The organism is Aeromonas sp. HMWF015, from assembly GCF_963878965.1.
GTDB classification, from domain to species: domain Bacteria; phylum Pseudomonadota; class Gammaproteobacteria; order Enterobacterales; family Aeromonadaceae; genus Aeromonas; species Aeromonas veronii.
In genome coordinates this window covers 1-1,988 of record NZ_CAWNZT010000016.1, presented here as the reverse complement: position 1 = coordinate 1,988, position 1,988 = coordinate 1, and the positions used below count along the sequence as shown (strand labels likewise).

Annotated in this window: 2 protein-coding genes; both read left to right on the top strand. The window is 38.9% G+C overall.

The annotated features are described in order from the left end of the window. Positions 1-388: 388 nt before the first annotated feature. A complete protein-coding gene (locus AACS18_RS00640) occupies positions 389-1,558 on the top strand; it encodes an ATP-binding protein (protein ID WP_146184830.1) in 1,170 nt (389 codons plus the stop codon). Further along, a complete protein-coding gene (locus tag AACS18_RS00635) occupies positions 1,555-1,866 on the top strand; it encodes an STAS-like domain-containing protein (RefSeq protein WP_108613452.1) in 312 nt (103 codons plus the stop codon). Before AACS18_RS00640 ends, AACS18_RS00635 begins: the two co-directional genes overlap by 4 nt. The last annotated feature ends 122 nt before the right edge of the window (positions 1,867-1,988 follow it).

The window sequence follows — 1,988 nt, the reverse complement described above, 5'->3', positions numbered from 1 at the left end:
TAGCCAGCTAATGCGGCGCATTTTTGCAAAAAACTGAAATTCCTTTCACTTCGTGCAGTTCCTCCCAAGCCCCCACCCCCCAAGAGCGGCGCGGCCTAGAGCTAGGAAACTGCGGTAATCCATTTCTGCAAAAAATTTTCTTAACGAGGCCCGCAGGCGGGAGCGGATGAGCGCGGATTTCGTGACGCAACCCTGCCCGCGGCTCCATACAAGCACTCTAGACCCGCATAGCTAAAGAGCGATGCTATCTGATATCTAGGAAGACGCACATTGCATTGACACGACCCGCTTTTAAGGGCATGTAAGATTCATTTGTCCTGCATTGGGTAAGCATGGCTTTTATTAATAAGTGATTATATAATGCTCCCATCATGATAGGAGCTATATAATGATAAATATTGATAAGAAAGTGTCTAATAAAAAGCACCAGCGCCATCTATATTTTAAATTGAAATGTAGGTATCGAAATGCATTAAAATCCTCATCTATTGCAAATGAGGTATTATTATTAAAGTATCGATTGGACAGGTTTCCGATTAAACCACCAAAGCCTCGAACACGAGAATATGAAAACATCCTTCTCAAATTAAAGGAAAAGAGACGTGTGGTTGTGAACCTACCAAGATATATTGATTATTATTATCCTGATAATTTAGAAAAGCTAAGTACATGTATCGATAGAATTGATCGTTTTGTTGAGCAAGGCGCCAGAGTTATGCTTAACTTTGATAATACAGAAAAAGTGACAGCAGCTGCGATGATATCTCTGCTTGCTGAAATAGATCAAAAAATAAAACAAAGCCGTATTGGTCATAAACTCATTAATTTCAATCATCCAGTAGATGAAAAGGTAAAATCAGTTCTCAAGCAAATTGGATTTTATGAGTTATTAAAAAAAGACCTACCTAAAGTAGAAGATTTTGACGATGTTTTATTTTGGAGATATAGTTCTGGTGTCTGCTCCGAGCCAATGCTGGCACATGAAACGATAAAAGAAATGAAAAAAGAACTAGAGCTTAAAGCAAGCAAAAAATTATATCGTGGTTTTTCAGAAGCCATGGCAAATAGTGTTGAACATGCTTACACTACTGATCGCTCTCTACATGAAATTGACCGAGAATCTGCATTCGAAAAATGGTGGTGTTTTGCAGGAATTAAAGATGATAATTTAGTGGTAGTTATCTGTGATAAAGGTGTTGGCATTCCAAAAACGTTACCTATAACCCAAAAAGATATATTGAGAAAAATCCTTGAGATGATGAAAATTGTAAAGCCAACAGATGCTGAATACATAAAAGCGGCATCCAACCTAAAGGAGACTCGAACGGGGCTCGCCAATAGAGGGAAAGGCATTAGTGATATGAAAGCGGTCATTGATGCCCATGAGGATGGCTCATTGACAATTTTTAGTAACAAAGGTAGATACACCTACTCTGGCAACCGTGGTATTGTAAGAGAACTAATTTTTGACTACGCACACTCGGTAAGGGGGACTATCATTGAATGGTCACTGCCTTTAAGAGGTCGGAAGAACGCTGTACTGGAGGATTCCGAATGAGTATCAAGTTCAGAGTGGCAGACAGGTTTATCTGCCCTGGGCCAAGATACATATACTTGGGTGATAACTCAGGTGAACAGTATCGTAACGTGATCATTGATGCTGTGCTCTCGGGAGATGAGGTCATAATAGATCTTGATGGAACTGAAGGATATGGATCTTCATTTTTAGAAGAGGCTTTTGGCGGCCTTATTAGAGCTGGGGCACCTCATGATCTCGTGAGAAAAATAAAGTTTATATCTGATGAGGAGCCTGATCTTATAGATGAGATAAAAAGTTATATTGAGGATGAAATAGCCAAGTCATAGCCTTATTAAAATTAAATAAAATGGATTAATGTCGCTATGTGGGACTCTTTTTTAGAACAGATAAAAAAAGAAAATTCACAGTATATTACGTGGACTCTTGTTTTTATTGGCTGGCTTATTGC

What these genes read in the sequence shown, in the direction of transcription:
- AACS18_RS00640 (WP_146184830.1), top strand. Translation starts at nt 389, where the DNA reads ATGATAAATATTGATAAGAAAGTGTCTAATAAAAAGCACCAGCGCCAT.
- AACS18_RS00635 (WP_108613452.1), top strand. Translation starts at nt 1,555, where the DNA reads ATGAGTATCAAGTTCAGAGTGGCAGACAGGTTTATCTGCCCTGGGCCA.